This is a genomic window from Acidisphaera rubrifaciens HS-AP3, assembly GCF_000964365.1.
GTDB classification, from domain to species: domain Bacteria; phylum Pseudomonadota; class Alphaproteobacteria; order Acetobacterales; family Acetobacteraceae; genus Acidisphaera; species Acidisphaera rubrifaciens.
In genome coordinates, this window is the sequence record NZ_BANB01000460.1 from 1 (window position 1) to 5,730 (window position 5,730).

The 5,730-nt window shown below is 69.5% G+C and carries 5 protein-coding genes, 1 tRNA gene and 1 pseudogene; 6 read left to right on the plus strand and 1 reads right to left on the minus strand.

What is annotated here, in order from left to right:
• The 5 genes and pseudogenes from B8460_RS21980 to B8460_RS13005 form a co-directional block, all read left to right on the plus strand.
• Positions 1 to 394, plus strand: a pseudogene (locus B8460_RS21980) (hypothetical protein); the annotation flags it as partial.
• A 199-nt stretch (positions 395 to 593) separates the two neighbouring features.
• On the plus strand, positions 594 to 3,407 hold the full coding sequence (gene gyrA, locus B8460_RS12990; protein ID WP_148360597.1) for a DNA gyrase subunit A: 2,814 nt from the start codon (positions 594 to 596) through the stop codon (positions 3,405 to 3,407).
• Positions 3,391 to 3,915: a pantetheine-phosphate adenylyltransferase gene (gene coaD, locus B8460_RS12995; protein ID WP_048862031.1), complete on the plus strand. Its 525-nt coding sequence runs from the start codon at positions 3,391 to 3,393 to the stop codon at positions 3,913 to 3,915. Before gyrA ends, coaD begins: the two co-directional genes overlap by 17 nt.
• Before the next feature lie 150 nt (positions 3,916 to 4,065).
• On the plus strand, positions 4,066 to 4,572 hold the full coding sequence (locus B8460_RS13000; RefSeq protein ID WP_048862032.1) for a peptidylprolyl isomerase: 507 nt from the start codon (positions 4,066 to 4,068) through the stop codon (positions 4,570 to 4,572).
• A 52-nt stretch (positions 4,573 to 4,624) separates the two neighbouring features.
• A tRNA-Lys gene (locus B8460_RS13005) sits at positions 4,625 to 4,700 on the plus strand.
• Positions 4,701 to 4,734: 34 nt separating this feature from the next.
• On the opposite strand, the gene B8460_RS13010 is transcribed toward B8460_RS13005, so the two are convergent.
• The gene (locus B8460_RS13010) at positions 4,735 to 5,058 is read right to left on the minus strand and encodes a hypothetical protein (RefSeq protein WP_048862033.1); all 324 of its coding nucleotides are present in this window, start codon (positions 5,056 to 5,058) and stop codon (positions 4,735 to 4,737) included.
• Between the two features lie 350 nt (positions 5,059 to 5,408).
• Between B8460_RS13010 and B8460_RS13015 the strand changes: the two genes are divergently transcribed.
• Positions 5,409 to 5,730, plus strand: a 322-nt coding sequence (locus B8460_RS13015; protein ID WP_048862034.1) for an acetyl-CoA acetyltransferase, incomplete at its 3' end; no start/stop codon positions are given.

Sequence of the window (5,730 nt, forward strand, 5' to 3'; positions counted from 1 at the left end):
TACCGACGCCATCCTCGATTACCGGGCGGAGGGGACCTACAACGAGAACCATATCCGTGGCCTTGGCGTGAAGGGCATGCGGGTGTGGGATTTCGGCTGGCAGACGGCGGCGAAGGGGTGGCTTGCCGATCAGTCCGGGCCGATGCGCCTGATGATGCACGCGACCGACCCGGCCAACCTCGCCCACCGCATCGGCATGCGCGCGAGTTCCGGATGCGTGCGCGTCCCGTCGGCGATGAACGTCTTTCTCGACCGGCACGGGGTGCTCGACTACGACTACGAGCGCGTCGCCCGTGACGACATACGCTACCGCGCGCTGCTGCGACGGGACCGCGTGCCGACGCCGCTCGCCGGCGATCTGATGATCGTGATCGACTCGAGCGGCGAGACCTGACCCGGCCCTGCTGCCCCCGGCCCGCCCCCCATCGAGGCCCCGGCCTGATGGCGGCTCCGGGGGCCGCTATTGACCAGGGCAGGGGGGGGAGGCATGTGTTGCACCGCGGTGGACCTGCAGTTCGCCCGCTTGTGAGTCGGACCCAGAGCCCAGTTTGAGCGACACGCCTGACGAGACGCCGCCCGGGCCGCCGGAGGACATGCATCCGGTGACGCTCGAGGAGGAGATGCGGCGCTCCTACCTCGACTATGCGATGTCGGTCATCGTCTCGCGCGCCCTGCCGGATGTGCGCGACGGGCTCAAGCCCGTGCATCGCCGCATCCTCTACGCGATGGGCGATATCGGAAATACGCCCGATAAGCCGTACCGCAAGTCCGCGAGCGTCGTCGGCGAGGTGATGGGCAAGTATCACCCGCACGGCGACAGCGCGATCTATGACGCGCTGGTGCGCATGGCGCAGCCGTTTTCCATGCGCGTGATGCTGGTGGACGGGCAGGGCAATTTCGGCTCCGTCGACGGCGATGCCCCGGCGGCGATGCGCTATACCGAGGTGCGGCTGGCGCGCGCGGCCATGCTGCTGCTGGAGGACATCGACGAGGACACGGTCGATTTCCAGCCGACCTATGACGAAAGCCGCGAGGAGCCGCGGCTGCTGCCGGCGCGCACGCCCAACCTGCTGATCAACGGCGCCAACGGCATCGCCGTCGGCATGGCGACCAACATACCCACGCATAACCCGGGCGAGATCATCGACGCCGCGCTGGCGATGATCGACGATCCGGCGATCGCGCTCGACGACCTGATGCGCATCGTGCCGGGGCCGGATTTTCCGACCGGCGGCCTGATCCTCGGCCGGTCGGGCATACGCAGCGCGATGGAGACCGGGCGGGGCAGCATCATCATCCGCTCCCGCGCGGATTTCGAGGAGATCCGCCGCGACCGCACCGCGATCGTGATTTCCGAGATCCCGTACCAGGTCAACAAGAAGTCGCTGCTGGAGCGCATCGGCGAGCTGGTGCGTGCCAAGCAGATCGAGGGCATCGCCGAGCTGCGCGACGAGAGCGACCGCTCCGGGCTGCGCGTCGTCATCGAGCTGAAGCGCGAGGCGACGCCGGAGGTGGTGCTGAACCAGCTCTACCGCTTCACGCAGCTGCAGGTGACGTTCGGCATCAACATGCTTGCCCTCGATGCCGGGCGGCCGCGCCTGATGGGGCTGCGCGACGCGCTCGGCGCGTTCCTCGCCTTCCGCGAGGAGGTGATCCTCCGCCGCTCGCGCTTCCGCCTCGGCCGCGCGCGCGACAAGGCGCACAACCTCGTCGGCCTCGCGATCGCGGTCGCCAACATCGACGAGGTGATCCGCATCATCCGCGCGAGCCCGGACAGCGGCGCCGCCCGCGCGGCGCTGATGGAGCGCGAGTGGGTCGTCGCCGATATCGGCGCACTGCTCGCCCTGATCGACGAGCCGGGCAACGTCATCAGCGAAGCCGGCACGGTGCGCCTGACGGAGGAGCAGGCGCGCGGCATCCTCGAACTGCGCCTCGCCCGCCTGACCGGGCTGGAGCGCGAGAAGATCCAGCAGGACCTGACCGAGGTCGGCGCGCAGATGCGCGCGCTGCTCGACATCCTCGGCAGCCATATCCGCCGCATGGAGGTGATGCGCGAGGAGCTGATCGCGGCACGGGCCGAGATCGCGCGCCCGCGTCTGACCGACATCGTCGATGCCGTGGCGGATCAGGACGATGAAAGCCTGATCGAGCCGGGGCAGATGGTCGTCACGATCACCCGCGACGGCTTCATCAAGCGCACGCCGCTGGAGACGTTCCGCGCGCAGAACCGCGGCGGCCGCGGGCGCACCGGTGCCGGCACGCGCGGCGACGACATCGTCACGCGCAGCTTCAACGCCCATACGCATCAATGGGTGCTGTTCTTCTCGTCCGGCGGCCGGGCCTTCCGCGAGAAGGTCTGGCGCCTGCCGGAGGCCGGCCCGACGGCGAAGGGGCGGGCGCTGGTCAACCTGCTGCCGGAGCTGGGCGGCGACACCATCACGACCGTGCTGCCGCTGCCGCCCGACGAGACGCTGTGGGACAGCCTGCACCTCGTGTTCGCGACCGCGAGCGGCAACGTGCGGCGCAACCGGCTGTCGGATTTCCGCAACGTCCGCGCCTCCGGCCTGATCGCCATGAAGCTCGACGAGGGCGACCGGCTGATCGGCGTGGCCACGTGCCGCGAGGGTGACGACGTGTTCCTCGCGAGCCGGCTCGGGCGCTGCATCCGCTTCCAGATCACCGATGACACGCTGCGCGTCTTCGCCGGTCGCGACAGTTCGGGCGTGCGCGGCATGAAGCTCGGCACCGGCGACGAGGTCATCAGCCTGTCGGTGCTGCGTCATGTCGAGGCGACGGTCGCCGAACGCATCGCCTATCTCCGTCTCGCCGCCGCCCGTCGTCGTAACGGCACGGCCGCCGAGGAGGAGGGCGAAGTCGCGGCCGAGCAGGACGAGACGTCCGGCGAGCCGGCCGGCGAGGAGGCCGCCGACGAGACGTTGACCGAACGCCGCGCGGCCGAGCTTGAGGACGCGGAGGAACTGCTCCTGACCGTCACCAGTGGCGGCTACGGCAAGCGGTCGTCCGCCTACGAGTACCGTGTCACCGGGCGTGGCGGGTCGGGCATCGTCAATATCGGCCTGTCGGCGCGCACCGGCAGTGCCGTGGTGGACAGCCTGCCGGTGCGGCCGGGCGACGACGTGATGCTGGTCACCGACGCGGGTCGGCTGATCCGTCTGCCGGCCGATCAGGTGCGCATCACCGGGCGGCAGGGCATGGGCGTCACGCTGTTCCGCCTCGACGCGGGCGAGAGCGTCACGGCGGTGTTCCCGGTGCTGGAAGACGAGACGGCGGCGGCGGTCGATGCCGACGGCGGCGGCGCCGGCACGGACGGGGATGCGGCGGGGGATACGCCCGAAGACCCGCCCGAAGGCCCGCAGGGGGAGGCAAGCGATGACAGCGACGAATGAGCCGGCCGCCAAGCAGCGCATCGGCCTGTATCCCGGCACGTTCGATCCGGTGACCAACGGCCATCTCGACATCATCGGCCGCGCGACGCGGCTGGTCGACCGGCTGATCGTGGGCGTCGCCATCAACGTGGGCAAGGCGCCGCTGTTCGACCTCGACGAGCGCGTGGAGCTGGTGCGGTCGGAGCTTGCGGCGCTGTCCGCGCGGACCGGCACGCCGATCGAGGTGCGCAGCTTCGACACGCTGCTGATCGATTTCGCGCGCGAGGTTCAGGCAAGCGTGATCGTGCGCGGACTGCGCGCGGTGTCCGATTTCGACTATGAGTTCGCCATGGCCGGCATGAACTACCGGCTAAACGCGGAGATCGAGACGGTGTTCCTGATGGCGAGCGAACGCCACCAGTTCATCCAGTCGCGTTTCGTCAAGGAGATCGCCTTGCTGGGCGGCGACATTTCGTCCTTTGTGCCGCCGCTGACACTCGAGCGGACCCGCGCACGTATGCGCGGCTGAGGCGCGGGCACGAAACCCGGGCCGCGCGACGATCACGCGCCGCAGACGCGCGTGACGACAACCAACCACGGAGGATGCCAGATGGCGCATCGACTGCGTCGCCGCACTCTTCTTGCGACAACCCTCGCCACCCCCATGCTTGGAGCTTTCATGAGCGACGCCAATGCCCAGCCGACGCCGAGCCCCGACAACACGGTCTACATGGACCTCAAGGACGGGCGGGTGACGATCGAGCTGCTGCCGGACATCGCGCCCAAGGCCGTCGCCCGGGTCCGCGAGCTGTGCAAGGAGCATTTCTACGACGGCACGCCCTTCCACCGCGTCATCGAGGGCTTCATGGCGCAGGGCGGCGACCCGACCGGCACCGGCACGGGCGGCAGCAAGCTACCGAACCTGCCGGCCGAGTTCACGCATGAGCGCCGCTTTCTGCGCGGTACCGTCGGCTCGGCCCGCACGTCGGACCCGAACAGCGCCAACAGCCAGTTCTTCATCATGTTCGCGCCGGCGCCGAACCTGGACGGGCAGTATACGATCTGGGGGCAGGTGATCGGCGGCATGGAATATGTCGATCACATCAAGCGCGGCAACGGGCCCAACGGCATGGTCAGCAACCCGGACCGCATCATCAAGATGCGCCTCGCCTCCGACCCGAACTGAGCCGCCGAACGGCTTGACCAGGCCCGCGCCTTGTCGTTCAAGGCGCGGGCGCGAGCCCGTAGCTCAGCCGGTAGAGCACGAGACTTTTAATCTTGGGGTCCTGGGTTCGAGTCCCAGCGGGCTCACCAGACCTTCCCCGGTGACGGCGCGGCCGCGGCCGCGTCAGGCGTAGGCGTGCAGATAGCCGGCGGGGGAACTCATCTGTGTCGGCGCGAGGCAGATCAGCTGCGCCACGCGCCGCGCCGCCGACATGGCCTCCGTCTGCGAGAGGGCGCGCCCGGACCACACCGCGCCCGGCAGCGTCGGGAAACGCCAGACCGCCCAGTCCCATCCGCCGGCGGGCACCGCCTCGACCACCACGCGGACTTCGTCACCGGCGATCTGGGGGATGCGGGCCGTTGCCAGCCCGTCCTCGACGCACCACTCGTTGCACTCGACGCACCCCTCGTCGCGAATGCTGTCCAGCAGCCCGCTAAGTGCCCCCATAACCAACCCCCTTCGTCGTCAAGTTCCCAACAGGGAACGCCCGGCGATTGGGATGGACGCAGGGGTTGAATGCAATGAAGTGTTTCACACACCCCCGGGTTAGGGATACGGCGCGGCGGGTAACCTTTTTCGGCTGGGGGCGCCGCCCCGCGGGGCGGTGGCACGATGGCTGCCGCCCGCGGCGCCGACGCGCGTGGGACCGGCTCGACCCGGCATCCTCCGGTTGCATGTGGCATCCTGACGCTCGGGGATTTGTCATGTGACGACTAGACGCATTGTCGCGGCGCGCGGTTGCATGTCTTCTGCCGCCTGCTCTGCAGTTCGACGCCACAGCAACAGACCGACGCATCATGCCGCATGACCCCGCCACCATCCCCGTCATCGTCGGCGTGGGCGAACTCGCCGACCGCGCGCCCGATCCGGCCGAGGTGCGCGAACCCGCCGCGCTGATGTACGCGGCCCTGCTCCGGGCGGAGGCGGATGCCGGCGGGGCGCTCCTGGGCCGGCTCGACCGGCTGTCGATCATCAACGAGATTTCCTGGCCGTATGCCGATCCGGTCGGCGTGCTGTGCGACCGTCTCGGCCACCGGCCGGCGCACGCCGTCTATGGCCGGGTCGGCGGCGAGACGCCGGTCGCGGCGATCCATGAAGCGGCACAGGCGATCGCGCGGG